The 15,905-nt window shown below is 63.8% G+C and carries 16 protein-coding genes; 8 read left to right on the forward strand and 8 right to left on the reverse strand.

The features are described 5' to 3' along the window. Nucleotides 1-235: 235 nt before the first annotated feature. Nucleotides 236-457 carry a hypothetical protein gene (locus tag AC57B1_RS28185; RefSeq protein WP_171983793.1) on the reverse strand — a complete coding sequence of 74 codons (222 nt, stop codon included), beginning with the start codon at nucleotides 455-457 and terminating at the stop codon, nucleotides 236-238. Nucleotides 458-890: 433 nt separating this feature from the next. On the opposite strand from AC57B1_RS28185, the gene AC57B1_RS28190 reads away from it, so the two are divergent. The 3 genes from AC57B1_RS28190 to speB all read left to right on the forward strand — a co-directional run bounded on the left by AC57B1_RS28190 (nucleotide 891) and on the right by speB (nucleotide 4,142). After that, on the forward strand, nucleotides 891-1,442 hold the full coding sequence (locus AC57B1_RS28190; RefSeq protein WP_091807554.1) for a cupin domain-containing protein: 552 nt from the start codon (nucleotides 891-893) through the stop codon (nucleotides 1,440-1,442). A gap of 102 nt (nucleotides 1,443-1,544) precedes the next feature. Continuing rightward, the gene (locus tag AC57B1_RS28195; protein ID WP_496419306.1) at nucleotides 1,545-3,038 is read left to right on the forward strand and encodes an aldehyde dehydrogenase; all 1,494 of its coding nucleotides are present in this window, start codon (nucleotides 1,545-1,547) and stop codon (nucleotides 3,036-3,038) included. Between the two features lie 135 nt (nucleotides 3,039-3,173). After that, nucleotides 3,174-4,142: an agmatinase gene (gene speB / locus AC57B1_RS28200; RefSeq protein ID WP_496419307.1), complete on the forward strand. Its 969-nt coding sequence runs from the start codon at nucleotides 3,174-3,176 to the stop codon at nucleotides 4,140-4,142. A 37-nt stretch (nucleotides 4,143-4,179) separates the two neighbouring features. Here speB and AC57B1_RS28205 read toward each other — a convergent pair whose 3' ends face one another. From AC57B1_RS28205 to AC57B1_RS28220, 4 genes are all read right to left on the reverse strand, one after another. After that, entirely contained in the window at nucleotides 4,180-5,376 is a 1,197-nt protein-coding gene (locus AC57B1_RS28205) for an MFS transporter (RefSeq protein WP_496419308.1), read from the reverse strand. Beyond that, nucleotides 5,373-5,906 (reverse strand): MarR family winged helix-turn-helix transcriptional regulator, encoded by a 534-nt coding sequence (locus tag AC57B1_RS28210; protein WP_496419309.1) that lies wholly within the window; start codon nucleotides 5,904-5,906, stop codon nucleotides 5,373-5,375. Before AC57B1_RS28210 ends, AC57B1_RS28205 begins: the two co-directional genes overlap by 4 nt. Nucleotides 5,907-6,016: 110 nt before the next feature. Further along, on the reverse strand, nucleotides 6,017-7,036 hold the full coding sequence (locus tag AC57B1_RS28215; protein WP_408342695.1) for a VTT domain-containing protein: 1,020 nt from the start codon (nucleotides 7,034-7,036) through the stop codon (nucleotides 6,017-6,019). Nucleotides 7,037-7,323: 287 nt separating this feature from the next. Then, nucleotides 7,324-7,740, reverse strand: coding sequence for a cupin domain-containing protein (locus AC57B1_RS28220; RefSeq protein WP_408342697.1), 417 nt, complete (start codon nucleotides 7,738-7,740; stop codon nucleotides 7,324-7,326). A gap of 180 nt (nucleotides 7,741-7,920) precedes the next feature. On the opposite strand from AC57B1_RS28220, the gene AC57B1_RS28225 reads away from it, so the two are divergent. After that, entirely contained in the window at nucleotides 7,921-8,526 is a 606-nt protein-coding gene (locus tag AC57B1_RS28225; protein WP_496419310.1) for a peroxidase-related enzyme, read from the forward strand. Between the two features lie 57 nt (nucleotides 8,527-8,583). Here the strand turns inward: AC57B1_RS28225 and AC57B1_RS28230 are convergent, their stop codons facing one another. Both AC57B1_RS28230 and AC57B1_RS28235 read right to left on the reverse strand, forming a co-directional pair. Then, the gene (locus AC57B1_RS28230; RefSeq protein WP_496419311.1) at nucleotides 8,584-9,837 is read right to left on the reverse strand and encodes an MFS transporter; all 1,254 of its coding nucleotides are present in this window, start codon (nucleotides 9,835-9,837) and stop codon (nucleotides 8,584-8,586) included. Between the two features lie 109 nt (nucleotides 9,838-9,946). After that, nucleotides 9,947-10,885: a LysR substrate-binding domain-containing protein gene (locus AC57B1_RS28235; protein WP_496419312.1), complete on the reverse strand. Its 939-nt coding sequence runs from the start codon at nucleotides 10,883-10,885 to the stop codon at nucleotides 9,947-9,949. Between the two features lie 229 nt (nucleotides 10,886-11,114). On the opposite strand from AC57B1_RS28235, the gene AC57B1_RS28240 reads away from it, so the two are divergent. Further along, a complete protein-coding gene (locus AC57B1_RS28240; protein WP_496419313.1) occupies nucleotides 11,115-11,843 on the forward strand; it encodes a DUF899 family protein in 729 nt (242 codons plus the stop codon). A gap of 4 nt (nucleotides 11,844-11,847) precedes the next feature. Here AC57B1_RS28240 and AC57B1_RS28245 read toward each other — a convergent pair whose 3' ends face one another. After that, on the reverse strand, nucleotides 11,848-12,798 hold the full coding sequence (locus tag AC57B1_RS28245; protein ID WP_091807580.1) for a LysR family transcriptional regulator: 951 nt from the start codon (nucleotides 12,796-12,798) through the stop codon (nucleotides 11,848-11,850). A gap of 93 nt (nucleotides 12,799-12,891) precedes the next feature. Between AC57B1_RS28245 and AC57B1_RS28250 the strand changes: the two genes are divergently transcribed. From AC57B1_RS28250 to AC57B1_RS28260, 3 genes are all read left to right on the forward strand, one after another. Beyond that, a complete protein-coding gene (locus AC57B1_RS28250) occupies nucleotides 12,892-14,175 on the forward strand; it encodes a CaiB/BaiF CoA transferase family protein (RefSeq protein ID WP_496419314.1) in 1,284 nt (427 codons plus the stop codon). Next, complete coding sequence (locus tag AC57B1_RS28255) at nucleotides 14,168-15,307, forward strand: acyl-CoA dehydrogenase family protein (protein WP_408342709.1); 1,140 nt, start codon at nucleotides 14,168-14,170, stop codon at nucleotides 15,305-15,307. Before AC57B1_RS28250 ends, AC57B1_RS28255 begins: the two co-directional genes overlap by 8 nt. A gap of 30 nt (nucleotides 15,308-15,337) precedes the next feature. After that, a partial coding sequence (locus tag AC57B1_RS28260; protein ID WP_496419315.1) for an electron transfer flavoprotein subunit beta/FixA family protein occupies nucleotides 15,338-15,905 on the forward strand: 568 nt, incomplete at its 3' end.

The raw sequence follows: 15,905 nt of genomic DNA on the forward strand, positions 1-15,905 counted from the left end.
CGCAGCCGTGCGCCGAGCGCGAGGCCACCGGATGGTGCAGGCGGTCGTCGTCAATGGAAACGCGCCGCGCGTGGTTATCAGATGGGCTGTTCGATTCGATCCGCTGCAGTGCGCAACTGAGCCGTTGAGCATGAACCGCGCGGGCGGCAGACGGCACCGCACATGCAGGAACGCACGGCTCGACGGAGCGCGCTCACGCAAACGGATGAATCGAACAGCGAAAAGGAGAGAGGCGCTACGGCAGCAGCGAGGCGACTTCGTCCGTGCGAACGGCAATGAAGGCGCGCGCGGAGATGGAGTTGTGACGTCGAACTGAACGGCGGGACAGGATCGTGAAGACGGACAGAAAGCGGCGGAACGCAAGGCTGCCGTTGCTGCCGTCGGCGATGGCGCCGTCAGCGCGAGGACAACTCGCCTGACTACGATTCCATCTCACCAAAGGGCCTCGGACTCTCACGATTACACTCGACTAGCGACGTTGAAAGTATTGAACGGCCTGCTCGAAATCCGCACGGGGCGTTTAAAGAAACAGGACGCTGGGATGATCGCCTCGAACCGATGCGAACCGGGTTCGCTGCGCCGCAAAAACACACTTTGGTGCTTCCGGACGCCGGTATGACGATCGCCTGTGAATCAGCATATACGAGCCAATAAAGCCGTCAAATGCTTTTTGATAAAACATTTATCAGGGCTTTCCCGAGGGTCTGGCTAGAATCCCGCCCTGTGGGAACGTTCGTTGCGAGAAACACATTTCGGAATCCTTTCAGGGTTTTCCCCAGCGGCGCAACGATTAAAGTGATTAGAATATTCAACACTCGCAGGGCCATTTCGTTGCCCGAGTCATGTCGTCACTCAGTGCCCGATCGTCTTCCATGTCAGAGAACCTAACGATGTCCATAGAAGTAGCCACCCGTCTGCAATACATCCGCAAGAAGCACGGCTTGTCACAGCGTGAACTGGCGAAACGGGCGGGGGTGACGAACGGCACCATCTCGCTGATCGAACAGAATCGCGTGAGCCCATCGGTCGGCTCGTTGAAGAAACTGCTCGAATGCATTCCCATGAGCCTCGCCGAATTCTTCACCTTCGAAGTCGAGGTGGAGCGTTCGGTCGTGTCGCGCCGGGCGGATATGCCGAACCTCGGCAATGAGTCGATCGAGTTCTATCTCGCGGGGTCGAGCGTGAAAGACCGCAACATGGGGATTTTGCGCGAGGTCTATCAGCCGTTGTCGGACACCGGTCCGGAAATGTTGGAGCATGAGGGGCACGAGGGCGGGGTGGTGGTCAGCGGTCAGATCGAACTGACGGTGGACGGCATCACATGGCTGCTCGACCCCGGTGACAGCTACTACTTCGAAAGCCGTCTTCCGCACCGTTTTCGCAATCCCAGCGCGGAGCATCTCTGCGAGATCGTGTCGGCCAATTCGCCGCCCACCTTCTGAAGACTCCGCGCCAACGCGCCTCGACACAACTCAGCGCCGCAGTTCAGTGCCGCATGAAGTCGATGCAGCTTTGCGTCGAGCGCATAACATTGAGGCATCCTGATGGACAAGAAATCTCTCGCTTTCTGGCAAGACAAAGCCGCTACGCTGACTATTGAGGGCCGGGCGTTTATCGACGGCGAATACCGTGACGCCGACGGCGGCCGCACGTTCGACTGCCTGAGCCCGATCGATGGCAAGCTGCTCGCCAAAGTCGCCGACAGTGGCGCGGCTGACGTCGACGCGGCTGTTGCAGCCGCGCGCCGTGCCTTCGATTCCGGTGTGTGGTCGGGCCTCAACCCGCGTCAGCGCAAAGCGGTTCTGTTGCGTTGGGCCGCGTCGATCCGCGAGCACATGGACGAGCTCGCGCTGCTCGAAACGCTCGACGCCGGCAAGCCGATCGCCGACACCACCAGCGTGGACGTGCCGGGCGCGGCATATTGCGTCGAGTGGTTTGCCGAAGCCATCGACAAGGTCGGCGGCGAAGTCGCGCCGGCCGATCATCATCTGGTGGGACTGGTCACGCGCGAGCCGATCGGCGTGGTGGCGGCAGTGGTGCCGTGGAATTTCCCGATCCTGATGGCGTCGTGGAAATTCGGCCCGGCTCTGGCCGCGGGCAATAGCGTCGTGCTCAAGCCTTCGGAAAAGTCGCCGCTCACCGCGATCCGCCTCGCGCAGCTCGCACTGGAGGCCGGCATTCCCGCCGGCGTGTTCAACGTCGTGCCGGGCGCGGGCGAGCCAGGCAAGCTGCTGGCGCTGCATCAGGACGTGGACTGCCTTGCGTTTACCGGCTCGACCAACGTCGGCAAGCTGATCATGCAGTACGCCGGCCAGTCGAACCTGAAACGCGTGTGGCTCGAACTCGGCGGCAAGTCGCCGAACATCGTGATGCCGGATTGCCCCGATATGGACCGCGCGGCGAACGCGGCGGCCGGTGCGATCTTCTACAACATGGGTGAAATGTGCACGGCGGGTTCGCGCCTGCTCGTTCATCGCGACATCAAAGATGCGTTTCTGGACAAGTTGATCGCCGCGGCGCGCAGCTATACGCCGGGCAACCCGCTCGACCCGAACACGTCGATGGGCGCGATCGTCGACAAGGTGCAGCTCGAACGCGTGCTCGGCTATATCGAGGCAGGCCGTTCAGAAGCAAAGCTGCTGCTGGGCGGCGCGCGCGTGAAAGAAGAAACGGGCGGCTTCTATATCGAGCCGACCATCTTCGAGATTCCGGCTTCAGGTGCGAAGGTTGCACGCGAGGAGATCTTCGGGCCGGTGTTGTCGGTGATCACGTTCGATACCGTTGAAGAGGCGATCAGGATCGCTAACGACAGCGAGTACGGTCTCGCCGCCGCTGTCTGGACCTCGAACCTGACCACCGCGCACGAGGTGTCGCGCAAGCTCCGCGCCGGCACGGTATGGGTCAATTGCTACGACGAAGGCGGGGACATGAACTTCCCGTTCGGCGGCTACAAGCAATCCGGCAACGGCCGCGACAAGTCGCTGCACGCGCTGGAAAAATACACCGAGCTGAAGTCCACGCTGGTGCGGCTGCGCTAAAGGATTCGCGAAGCCAGCGCGGCGGCGTGCATGAGGCGCGCCGTCGCGTTCCCAATGAATCCGATGCCGGCGTTGCGCGTGCCACCCAGGAACTTCACGCGCAACGCTGGACTGTCTACAGGTATCAGGTCATCCATGACTGAACTCGTCTATGGCGACGGCGCGATCCGCCGCACGTCGCTTTATGGCTCGTCGATCGAAAACACCTATGCGGGCGTGCTGTCGTTCATGCGCCGCAAGTACACGCGTGAACTCGACGGTGTCGACGTGGTTGTTTCCGGCGTGCCGCTCGATCTGGCCACTACGTTCCGTTCGGGCGCGCGTCTTGGCCCCGCCGCGGTGCGCGCGGCCAGTGTGCAGTTGTCGGAGTTGCATCCGTATCCGTGGGGTTTCAATCCGTTCGATGACCTCGCCGTGACCGACTATGGCGATTGCTGGTTCGACGCCCACAATCCGCTCACCATCAAGGCGTCCATCGTCGAGCATGCGCGCACGATTCTGCGCTCGGACGCGAAGATGCTGACGCTCGGCGGCGATCACTACATCACCTATCCTTTGTTGATCGCGCATGCGGAAAAGTACGGCAAGCCGCTTTCGCTGATTCATTTCGACGCCCATTGCGATACCTGGGCCGATGACAGTCCCGACAGCCTGAACCACGGCTCGATGTTCTACAAAGCGGTGAAAGACGGTCTGATCGATCCGAAGACTTCGGTGCAAATCGGCATTCGCACATGGAACGACGATTTTATGGGCATCAATATTCTCGACGCCGCCTGGGTGCACGAGCATGGCACGCGGGCAGCGGTGGAGCGGATCACGTCGATTGTGGGTGAGCGTCCCGCTTATTTGACTTTCGATATCGATTGTCTCGATCCGGCTTTCGCACCGGGCACGGGCACACCCGTGGCGGGTGGTTTGTCGTCGGCGCAGGGGCTTGCGATCGTGCGCGCGTTGGGCGCGTTGAATCTGGTCGGCGCGGATGTCGTGGAAGTCGCGCCCGCATACGACCACGGCGAGATCACGGCGATTGCCGCCGCGCATATTGCGTGCGATCTCTTATGCCTGTGGCGTCAGCGCAAAGTTGCGCAACGCGAGGCTTAGGCGCGCTCACCATCCGTTTCTATCGGCGCGAACCGGCTCAGCCCAACGACGACGAGCGCTCGGGCTGGCGCCGGCCTTCGCGCAATCCGAGCGTATAGATCACCAATGCGCCGCTCATGAGCGCCAGTTGCCACATCAACATGTCGCTGCCACGCGCTTTCATGGCGAAGCCCGCGGCAAGCGGCCCAACGATCGAACTCGCCGTGAAGGTGAGCGACACCAGCCGCATGTTGCGCGTGAGCGCGGCCTTGTCGCTGCAAGCCGCCGCGTACATGCCGAGTGTGATGAACGAACTGTTCATGCCGCCGAGCAACAGTGCGCTCGCGACCGCGAGCCACGAGGCGGGCGCGCTCAACGCGAATCCGCAGATGGCCAGCGTGCTGAGCGCGGCGCAGACGATTACCGTGGCGGCGAGCCCCACGCGATCGGCCAGCCAGCCGACCGGAAATTGCAACGCCATGCCGCCCACGCCGAACAGCGTGAGCAACGTGGCGGTTTGCGTGGCGCTGAGGCCGTGCGCGTCCGCGAATAGTGGGAAGAGGCCGTACAGCGCGCCGTCGCCGATACCGCCCGCCGCGACGACCACCATGCCAAGGCTCACGAGCGGGCCGATCGGCAAGCGTTGTTCATCGCTTGTTTTGCGCACGGGCCGCGCGGTGTCCACTGCGGGCCGCTTCTCATCCGATGCGGTCAACCACAGCGGCAGCGCCGCGGCGAACGTGAAGGCCGCACCGGCCGCGAACGTCATGCGCCCATCGACATCGCACCACACCGCAAGCGCGGGGCCGATTACGCCCGCCGTGGCGATCAGCGCTTCATGCACGCCCACCACGCGGCCGCTCGATTCAGCGGGGACCAGACTATAGAGCCAGGTCTCGTTGGCGATCCAGCGCAAGCCGATGCCCAGACCCGTGAGCAGTCCGGGAATTAGCCAAAGCGGCCAAGACAAAGCGCCCATGGCCGCGAACGCCACGAGCGTGGCCAGCAGGCCCAGCGACACCGTGCTTTTTGCGCCGATGCGCGCCACCAGCCACGGCGCGATCAGCAAGCCGGCCAACATGCCGGTCCATTGCGCGGCGGAGAAGAGACCGGCGCGCGGCGCATCCAGCCCGCGCTGGGCGAGCCACACTGGCAACACCATGAAGCCGATGCCGAACTGGCCGACCTGCGCCAGGGCCGATACCGCGGTCAATGCCGCGATGGCCGGCCAGCGCACCGGCGCGGCGGCTTTCATGAATGGCTCCGCTCTGGCATAGGCAGGCCCTGTTCGCGGCATTCGACCGGACAGCCGGCTTTCAGGCATGGACCGTCGTCGCAGAGGCGGCACAACTGCATGGCGTGCGCCGGATCGCGCGTCTCGTTCCACAAGATCTTGATCAGCAGGCTTTCCAGCACTTTGCGCTCACTGTCGTCGAGCCGTCCGACAACGCGTTGCAGCATCTTGTCGCGCGCCGTTTGCAGACGTTTGGCTTCGCGTTTGCCGGCCACGGTCAAGGCCAGTGCAACAGCGCGTTTGTCGGAGCCCGTTCTTTTCTCGACGAGACCCGCCTCGACCAGTCCCGCCACGGCGCGCACGGCGGCCGGATGCGACAGGTCGACTGCTTCGCGCAGCACTTCAATGGATGAATCAGGGTATTGGCCGACCGCGTTGAGCATGGCGCGGGCGGTGGGGCCGGCGAGCGCCTCCACGGCGGGCTGCGCGTTCATTTCGTCGGTGATAAGCAGGGCTAGCACGCCCAGCAGATTTTCTGTGCGCTGCGTCATGGCAACACCTCAATGTGTGCAACGTGCATATATGCATGTTGCACACATTGGGTGTGAAGCGCAAGCGGTTTTTCGACAGACGCGCGCTGCGAGCTTCGCAGTATGGGCTCTTATTTCGCCAGCCGCGCCCGCACTGTGTATTCGCCTTCCTCGCCTTCGTCTTCCAGCATGTGAGCCTTTGCCGTATGGAAGTCGGGCGGCAGCGGCTCGACCGGATAACCGCGTTTCTCCCACGCGTCGAGTCCGCCCTTGAGCGCGCGGATATGGTGAATATTCTTGCGATGCAACTGGTTGACGATCCGCTTTGCCGTTGCTTCGTTCGGACACACGCAGTAGACGACGATCGGCCGCTTCAGCAACTCGGGATCGATCGGTTCGGGTGAATCGAGATCCAGCGGTCGCGCGCCGGCGATCCGGTGCGATTCCTTTTCGCGCACGCTGCGTGGACGCGCGTCGAAAATCAGCGGGGGCTCGTTCGACTTCATCAACTCGTCGAGTTGATCCGGCGAAATGCGCGTATGCGCGAGCCATTGACGAAACTGCCAGCGGCGCACCCAGCGATACAGCAGCACCGCCACGAAGATCACTGCGAACGCGTCGAAAATCGTGCCGCCGTTATGGCGTACGAGGAGCATCAGTTGCACGATCTGGTCGTGCAGGGCGCCGCCGCCGATCACCCACACGCCGGACCACAGCACGGCACCGACAAAATCCCACAGCAGAAACACGCCGACGCTGATGGCTGTCGTGCCGAGCAGCGGCGCGGAAATCAGGCCGAGTCCGGGCAGGAACTTCGCGATGGTGAGGATCGGCGCGCCGTAGCGCTCATAGGTGTTGCGCGCGACACGGACCGTGGTGTCGAGCGAGAGGGAGAAGCGCACCAGAGAATTCAGCAGGCGGCGGCCATAAGCCCGGCCGGTGAAGAACCAGAGCGAGTCGGCAATCAGCGTGGCGCCGACCGCGGCGCATACGACGCTCGCATACGAGGTTTGCCCCATGGCGGCCATGGTTCCACCGAGGATCAGCATCGGCGCGGCCGGAATCGGCACGCCGAGTTGCGTGACGAGCACGCTCATGAACACGGCCCACACGCCCAGCGAGGGTGGAATAGCCACCGGAAAATGCCACACAACCGCGCTCCTCAGAATGCGATGAAGGGATTCGAAATGTCCGCGCCGGGTGGCGCGTTGCGAGCAGGCAGCGCATGTTCCGTTCCCGTACGACAGCGGACGCCATAGTACAAGAAAGGTATGAAAGGCGGATTTAAGCACAAGTGGCAAAAGGGCGCTCTGAAGGCGGCCAGTTGCCTATGGGCCTCACGCGCAATGACGGGGCCAATGATCTGCGTGGCCGGCTGCGGTGGCGAGCGCCGGCCGGTTATAAGCGGTACGGGGCTTGCCGCGCGTCGCGCGGTGGTTCAAGCGTCCGTGGCCGGATCGTATGGGACGACCCGTTCGTGTTCGTCCGCATGGTTGCGCGCCACGATCGCTCGCGCTGCGGTAGTGGCGTCCAGATTGAACGGCTGATGCGGCACGCCGGGTGGAATGAAGAGGAAATCGCCCGCTTCGGTGATGACGGACTCGCGTAGGCCAGGGCCATAACGCGTTTCGATCTTGCCTTCGAGCATGTAAATCGCGGTTTCGTAGTCGGCGTGGAAGTGGGGCTCGGCGTGGCCGCCGGGCGGCACCACGACCATATACATGGACAAACCCGTGGTGCCCGCGGTGCCGGCCGAGATGCCGACAAAGTAAGGCAGCCGCTGAGTCGTCGCCATTTCCCGGTCGGGGCGCACCTTGACGACGGGCGCTCGCGCGTCGCGCAAAACGTCTGACATGGTCAACTCCTGTTGAAATCCGGCCGCGCGGGGGCGTCGCGGCGTGTCTCGAGTTCCCTTGACTGCAAAGTCTAGACGATATGGGCGTCGATATCGGACCGTGTCGAGCGCACAGGTGCTGCGGCGGCGCGGCTTGCTAGAATCGTCGTCATACCCATACAGATACGACGGAGACATCGCATGACAAATCCCCGACCGATCAGCCGCTACCCCGTGCCGGAACCGGACGCATGGCCGGACGACATTCGCGCTCGCATTCTCGAAGTGCAGGAGAAAGCCGGGTTCGTGCCGAACGTCTTTCTGACGCTTGCGCACCGTCCGGACGAGTTCCGCGCGTTCTTCGCCTATCATGACGCACTCATGCTGAAAGAGGGTGGCCTCAGCAAAGGCGAGCGCGAAATGATCGTGGTCGCCACCAGCGCGATCAACCAGTGCCTGTATTGCGTGGTCGCGCACGGTGCGATTCTGCGGATCTACGAGAAGGCGCCGTTGGTGGCGGATCAGGTCGCCGTGAATCATCGCAAGGCGGATATCACGCCGCGGCAGAAGGCGATGCTCGATTTCGCGGTCAAGGTGTGTAGCGAGTCGGGCACGGTCGGCGACGCCGATTTTCAAACGCTGCGCGAGCATGGATTTTCCGACGAAGACATCTGGGATATCGCCGCGATTACGGCGTTTTTCGGTTTGTCGAATCGTATGGCCAACGTTATTTCCATGCGTCCGAACGACGAGTTCTATCTGATGGGGCGTGTGCCGAAAGCTGCTGCGGATACGCCGCGAAAATAGCGGGGGCGCCTGCTGGCAGCTTTTTTGCCGCAAGGCCCCCAGCGCCCACACCCACGTTCACACCGCCGCCGGCTCGACCCGCAGCGTAGGCGTGCTCACGGTGGTGTCGTCGATCGGGAAGTGCAGCATCGCGGCAACGAGGCCGGCTATCACGGTCGCTTCCCACAGCAGGGAGTACGAGCCGGTGAGATCGAACACCAGACCGCCCAGCCACGCGCCGAGAAACGAGCCGATCTGATGGCTCAGAAAGCAGAACCCGAACAGGCTGCCGAGGTGGCGCGTGCCGAACACTTTGGCGACGAGCCCGCTCGTGAGCGGTACGGTGCCGAGCCAGGTCAGCCCCATCACGGCCGCGAAGATCACGACCGAGGCCGGGCTCTTTGGCAACAGAAAGAACGCGCCAATCGTCGCGCTGCGAATCAGGTACAGCCAGCCGAGCACGACATGCTGCCGGAAACGCCCGCCCAGCCAGCCGCAGACCCAGCTGCCCGCCATATTGAACAGGCCGATCAGCGCGAGCGCAGTGGCGCCGAGTCCGACCGGCATATGACACAGCGTCAGATATTCGGGCAGATGCGTGGCGATGAATGCAAGCTGGAAACCACACGTAAAGAAGCCGAGCGTCAGCAGCCGGTAGCCGCGATGCCGGGCCGCCTGGGCGAGCACTTTACGAAGCGGCTCAAGCGGCGCTTCCTTAACCGGCGTGCCGAGCCGCGCGCGCCGGTCGAGCATCATGCCCAGTGGCGCGATCAACAGCATCAGGAAAGCCAGCACGAAAAGCGATGTGGCGATGCCCGAACTCAGCCGGATATTCTGCACGAGCGGCACCATCAGCACCTGACCCGCGGAACCGCCGGCGCTGACCAGACCCATCGCCATGCTGCGTTTTTCAGGCGAGGCGATGCGGCCGACCGCGGGCAACACTACGCCGAAGGTCGTGCAACTCACGCCGATGCCCACCAGCAATCCCATACCGACGATCAGCATGGCGCCGCCGGGCGCGACGGCCGCAAGACCAAGCCCGGCCGCGAACGTAGTCGCGCCGAACGCGACCACTGGCGCTGAACCGTAACGGTCCGCGGCCGCGCCCGCGAACGGCTGGGCGAAACCCCACACCAGATTGTGCAGCGCGATCGCGAACGCGATCAGCGTGACAGGCAAGCCGCGGTCGAACGAGAACGGCCCGATGAAGAGACCAAAGGTCTGCCGGATACCCATCGCGGCGCTCAGAATGAGCGCACCGGCAAGGATCACGAGCGTCGTCTGGTTGAATGCGGGGATGAAGCGTTTGCTGCCGTTGGTAGTCGACATGGTTCTGATCTCCTTTGACACCATGGTCGCAGCGAGCATCAGAAGCGGCAAAAGAAAAGATTTCGACGACAGGTGAGCGTGGCTCACCTGTGCGAATCACGCAGGTGGTTTAGTTGGCGGCGCTGCGCACCGCGTGGGCGGTTGCGTCGGCGTCCGTCGCCAGGTGCTCGGACTCGCTCACCAGCCAGCGCTTGAAGTCGAAAAGCTCCGGCCGACGATCCGCGTTTTCCGCGCTCACCAGCCAGTAGGCCGTGGTCGAGGCGATGGTCGCCGGACTCGCCTCCACCAGCACGCCGCCGACCAGATCGGAATCCACCAGCGGCTTTCTGCCGAGCGCGACGCCGAGGCCCATGGCGGCGGCTTCGAACGCGAGCTGGATCGTGTCGACACGCAAGCCGCCGGTCGTGTCGATGCCTTCCGTGCCGGTCGCGTCCAGCCACACCTGCCAGTCTTCGCTCGCGGCGTTGACGTGAACGAGCGTCGCGCGTCGCAGGTCGGCGTGGCCGTTCTCGTCGCGCAGCGTTTCCAGATACGCGGGGCTGCACACGGGCACGAAGCGCTCGCCGAACAGGCGCGTCCAGGCGGTGCCTGCAACCGGCGCGTTGCTCAAGCGGATCGCGAAGTCGAACCCGTCGACGGGAAAACCGACCTGACGATGCGACGTGTCGACGCTCACGTTCACATTCGGCCAGCGCGCGCGAAAGCCGGCGAGGCGCGGCAACAACCAGCGCGACGCGAAGGTCGGCGCGCAACTCAGCGCGATCGGGCGGTCGGCGCGGTGGTTCGGCAGGCGCTGCGTGCCGATGGCGATCAGCGAAAACGCCTCGGAGACGTAGGACAAATAGTCCGCACCGGCTGCCGTGAGCGAAATGCCGCGCGGCTCGCGCGCGAACAGTTCGACGCCGAGCGCCTGTTCCAGTCCGACAATGCCGTGGCTCACGGCGCTCGGCGTCACATTCAGTTCCGCGGCGGCGAGTTTGAAACTCTGATGCCTGCCGGCCGCTTCGAAAAAACGAAGCGCCGGCAGCGGTGGCAGACGAAGCGGCATGTTGCATCCCCCTTGAACGGCGCGCCTGTTGCGCGTGCGGTTTCGCTCAAGGATACCTTGCCGCGCGCTTTCGGTTGCCGCGCTTGGGGCGTGAGCATCGCCAGAAAATTTTTGCCGATACTGTCGATTTGCCGCCGCGCGGTTCGTCGTGGCTATATAGGGGACGGGAACGCGTCCGCCATCGCGGCGCTCACGCCCTTTATCCTTGTTCCGTAAGAGGAGATGGCTGATGACCGACGCACACGCATCCACCCAGACCCTGACGCCGGCCCGGCTGCTGGCCGACGCGCCGAGCCGGTTTCCCGGCGAGAGCGCCGAATATCGTCGCGCGCGCAACGACCTGCTCGCCGAGGAAATCGAATTGCGCCGGCATATTGAGCGCGTCGCCGCACAGCGCCGCGCGCTGCCGCCCGGCGGCGTCGTGCCCGAGGATTATTTGTTCATGGGCGAAGCGGGGCCGGTAACGCTATCGGAGATGTTCGGCGCGCATGACACGCTCGTCACCTACAACTGGATGTTCGGCCCGCAGCGTGCCCGGCCGTGTCCAATGTGCACGTCGCTGCTGAGCGCATACGACGGCGAAATGCCCGATATCCTGCAGCGCGTGGCGTTCGCCGTGATTGCCCGCTCGCCGATCGAGAAACTGGTTGCGTTCAAGAAGGAGCGTGGCTGGCGGTATCTGCGCGTCTATTCGTCGGGCCGCAACACGTTCAATCGCGATTACGCAGCCGAAGATCCGGCCGGCGACGATAATCCCGCGTTCAACGTGTTCACGCGTTCAGGCAGCACCGTGCGGCACTTCTGGGCCGAGGAGATGGGGCCCTCGACGGCCGACCCCGGGCAGGATCCACGCGGCGCTCCCGACGTGATGCCGATCTGGACCGTGCTCGACATGACGCCCGGCGGTCGCGGCACGGATTGGTATCCGAAGCTCGAATACGGCGCTGCGGCGGTTTAGGCCGCTATTCGGCCTGTCCAGAGAGGATTGGCCGGGTCTTTCGGCGATGGCCCGCGCGCGCGGCCATCGCTTCGCGCACGGCGTCGCGGATGCACTGCGCTACTAGCTCCGAGGCTCGGGTGCGCGTCGCCCGCTTCGAGCGCGCGATCACGAGCGGCTGGCGGATGGTTTCCTCGCGGATCGGCCGCTCGGCGACCGCTGTGCTGACCGCAGCCGCCGGGCTCTGCGTGATCAGCAGCGATACCCCCAGGCCGTTGGCCACCATGCTCCGCACCAGTTCGATCGACGTCGCGCGATAACGGACTTCCGGCGTCAGCCCAAATTGCCAGAACGGCGCCATCAAAAACTCACGGCTGTGCGGCAGATCGATGAGAATCAACGGCTCTTTGGCAAGCTCGGAGAGCGAAATGCCGCCGCGCGCTTTGGCGAGCTTCGAGTCGGCGGGTACGAGACCGTATGGACGCAACGATGCCAGCGGCTCGAGTTCGAGTTCGGCGGGCAAGCCTACGTCGTAGGTCAGCGCCAGTTCGATATGGCTGCTGTTCAGCCATTCCTCCAGTTCCACCAGATTGCCTTCCACGAAGCGCACCGTCAGGTTCGGAAAACGTGTTTGCGCAATGCGCAGCAACACTGGCAAATACACCGGCGCCAGCGTGCTGAACACGCCGATATGGACTTCTCCCGACGCCGCGTCGCCGCTGTCGTCGAGTTCGAAGGCGTTGGCGGCGGCGAGCAGTTGACGCGCTTCCGCAAGCTTGCGCACGCCGAAGCGCGTCAACGTCATCTTCGAACCAGCGTCGCGCGCGAACAGGGTTTCTTCGAATAGCGCTTCCAGTTCGCGGATCGCAACGGAGATGGACGGCTGCGAAACGTTGAGCTGACGTGCCGCCGCCGTCGTGCTGCCGGTTTGCGCCGCAGCCGCGAAATAACGCAATAGCCGCAGTGAGATACGCATTAGGAATTCCTATAGCAGCTAATTTATTCCCATATTTTACTTGATAGGTCTGGGTGACGAGAATCGGTGCATCGTCTTCAACAGGAGTTCGCCGTGACATTGCCCGAGTTACCCGTTTTGCCGCTCACCGGCGTGCGTATCGTCGATTTCTCGCGTGTGCTCGCCGGGCCGTTCTGCACGGCTTTGCTGGGCGATCTGGGCGCGGATGTCATCAAGGTCGAGCCGCCGGGCGGCGACGACTACCGCGCGGTGGGTCCCTTTGCGGATGGCGAGAGCGGCTTGTTCGCCGCGATGAATCGCAACAAGCGCAGCATCGTGATCGATCTGAAAACCGCCGAGGGCCGCGAGCTGGCGCAAACGCTGAGCGCAGGCGCCGACGTGGTGGTCGAAAATTTCCGGCCGGGCGTGGCGGACAAGCTGGGCATCGGCTACGCGCAACTTGCCGAGCGCAACCCGGCGCTCGTCTACGCGAGCGTGTCGGGCTTCGGCCAAACCGGTCCCGAATCGCATCGCCCTGCCTACGACATCATTTTGCAGGCCATGTGCGGCCTGATGGACGCCACCGGCTCTCCCGACGGCTCGCCGACTCTGATCGGCGAATCGGTTTCGGATGTGGTGAGCGGGTTGTTCGCCTCGTGGGGCGTGCTTGCCGCGCTGTTATCGCGCGAGAAGACCGGTCAAGGCACGCACGTCGACGTCTCGATGTTCGACGCGACGCTGAGCCTGAGCGCAACACTGGTGGCCCGCTTTGCCGCCACCGGGATCGCGCCGCGGCGCGTCGGGAATCGTCATCCGTCGTCGGCGCCGTTCGGTGCTTTCCGCGCGCAAGACGGTTTCTATGTGGTCGCGGTGCTCAACAACAAGCTGTTCGATACCTTCGCTCACGCAATCGGCGAGCCGCAACTTTCGGGCGACCCGCACTATGCGAGCGATGCGTCGCGTTGCGCGCACGAAGCGGAGTTGCGCGCGTGTGTCGAAGCGTGGTCGTCACAACGTTCGGTTGCCGAAGTGAACCGGATTCTCGGCGCCGCCGGTATTCCGGTCGCGCCGATCCGCAACGTGCAGCAGGCGCTCGAAAGCGAACAGGCGGCCTTCCGTGGCTTGCTCACCGAGGTGCCTCGCGCCAACGGTCCTGCCGGCCCTATGCTGCGTCTGCCTTCACAGCCCGTCAAATTTTCGGCCTACGGCGGCAACCGTGTCACCGCCGCGCCGCGATTGGGCCAACACACCGCGGAAATACTGCATACGTTCGGCCTCGACGCAGCGCGAATCGCCGAGCTGCGTAGGCAAGGTGTGTTCGGTCGCAACGGCGATGCCGCCAACAGCGCGCAATTCGCGCGTTCCGATGAACTCGCCAGGGAGAGCGACCGTGCTTAAACGAATGGGCGTCGAACAGAACGATCTGGAGATCGCCGACGCGATCGAACGCTTTGCGCAAAGCGAACTCGCGCCGCGCGCAGCCGAAGTGGACCGCGACGAAATTCCCACCACGCGTTATGTCGCGCAACTCGCCGAACTCGGTGTGATGGGTATGAACCTGCCCGAGCGGTGGGGCGGCATTGGCGCATCGCCGGTGGCGATCATTCTGTCGCTGGTCGAAATCGCGAAGGCGTGTGCGTCGACGTCGTCGATGATCGGTGCGCACTATCTCGCGACCGACTCGATTCTGATCGGTGGAGACGACAGTCTGCGTGACCGCTATTTGCCCGAAGCCGCCGTGGGCATGAAGCTCGGCGCGTTTGCGCTGACCGAACCGCGCGCCGGTTCGAATCCCGCCGACATGGCGACTCGCGCGACGCGCGAGGGCGACGGTTACCGGATTCGCGGCGTGAAGCATTTCATCTCGAACGCTCAGGCGGCGGACTTCATCGTCGTCTATGCGAAGACGGATCCGGACGCCGGCGCGCGCGGCATCAGCGCGTTCGTGGTTGACCGGTATAGCGCGGGCGTGGACGTGGCGCCGGCCGAAAAGCTGATGGGCATTCGCGGCGCGCCGGCGCACGAGATCGCTTTCGACTGTTTCGTACCGGCCGCGAATCGGCTCGGCGCCGAAGGCACCGGTTTTCGCACGGCGATGAAAGTGCTCGACAACAGCCGGCTCGATGTCGCCGCAACGAGCCTGGGGATTGCCGAGGCCGCGCTCGCGAGCGCGGTGGAGTGGGCGAGGCAGCGCCAGGTTGGCGGGGAGCCGCTGTCGCGCAAGCAAGGTTTGCAATGGATGTTCGCCGACATGAAGACCCGGCTCGAGGCCGCCTGGCTTCTGACCTTGCAGGCGGCCGTGCGGCGCGCGGCGGGCGAGCCGTTCACCGATTACGCGTCGATGGCGAAGCTGTATGCATCGGAGACGGTCGGCTTCGTCACGGATACCGCCTTGCAGATTCACGGCGGTTACGGATTCACCCGCGAGATGCCGCTCGAACGGCTGGTGCGCGACGCGAGAATTCTGCGGATCTACGAGGGATCGTCGGAGATTCAGCGCACCGTGATTGCGCGGATGGTGCTGGCCTGATCGATGGAGCGGTTGCGAGAGGAGAGCGATATGAAGGTGCTGGTGGCTGTGAAGAGGGTGGTCGATTACAACGTGAAGGTTCGGGTCAAATCGGACGGCACGGGCGTCGACATCGCGAACGTGAAGATGTCGATGAATCCGTTCGACGAAATCGCGGTTGAAGAAGCGGTGCGTCTGCGTGAAGCGGGCGTGGCGACCGAAGTTATCGCCGTGTCGGCGGGTGTGACGCAGTCGCAGGAAACGCTGCGTACGGCGCTGGCGATCGGCGCGGATCGCGCGATCCTGATCGAATCTTCGGAAGAGCTGCAGCCGCTGGCGGTGGCCAAGCTGTTGAAGGCGCTGGTCGATAAGGAGCAGCCGCAACTGGTCATCCTCGGTAAGCAGGCTATCGACGACGATTCGAACCAGACTGGCCAGATGCTGGCTGCTTTGGCTGGGTTGCCGCAGGCGACGTTCGCCTCGAAGGTTGTCGTCGCTGACGGAAAGGCGACGGTGTCGCGTGAAGTGGACGGTGGCGCTGAAACGCTGTCGCTGACGCTGCCCGCAGTCATCACGACCGATCTGCGCCTGAACGAGCCGCGCTATGTGACGCTGCCGA

It is taken from the genome of Paraburkholderia sp. BGA-UO-ETr-F21, assembly GCF_059567925.1.